The organism is Microseira wollei NIES-4236, from assembly GCF_020521235.1.
In the GTDB taxonomy this organism is placed as follows: domain Bacteria; phylum Cyanobacteriota; class Cyanobacteriia; order Cyanobacteriales; family Aerosakkonemataceae; genus Microseira; species Microseira wollei.
The window spans coordinates 1-271 of the sequence record NZ_BLAY01000679.1 but is presented as its reverse complement, the minus strand read 5'-3'; the positions used below and the strand labels follow the sequence as shown (position 1 = coordinate 271).

The 271-nt window shown below is 43.5% G+C and carries 1 protein-coding gene; it reads right to left on the bottom strand.

The annotated features are described in order from the left end of the window. Nucleotides 1–214, bottom strand: a 214-nt coding sequence (locus MiSe_RS50235; protein ID WP_226595110.1) for a hypothetical protein, incomplete at its 3' end; no start/stop codon positions are given. Between the last annotated feature and the right edge of the window lie 57 nt (nucleotides 215–271).

The window sequence follows — 271 nt, the reverse complement described above, 5'->3', positions numbered from 1 at the left end:
TATTAGACTTCTCCAACAACTCTTGTGGGATAGGCGTCTCGCCTGTCAAAGAGTTTGTTTTTTGGACCATTCTATTAGACTTCTCCAACAACTCTTGTGGGATAGGCGTCTCGCCTGTCAAAGAGTTTGTTTTTTGGACCATTCTATTAGACTTCTCCAACAACTCTTGTGGGATAGGCGTCTCGCCTGTCAAAGAGTTTGTTTTTTGGACCATTCTATTAGACTTCTCCAACAACTCTTGTGGGATAGGCGTCTCGCCTGTCAAAGAGTT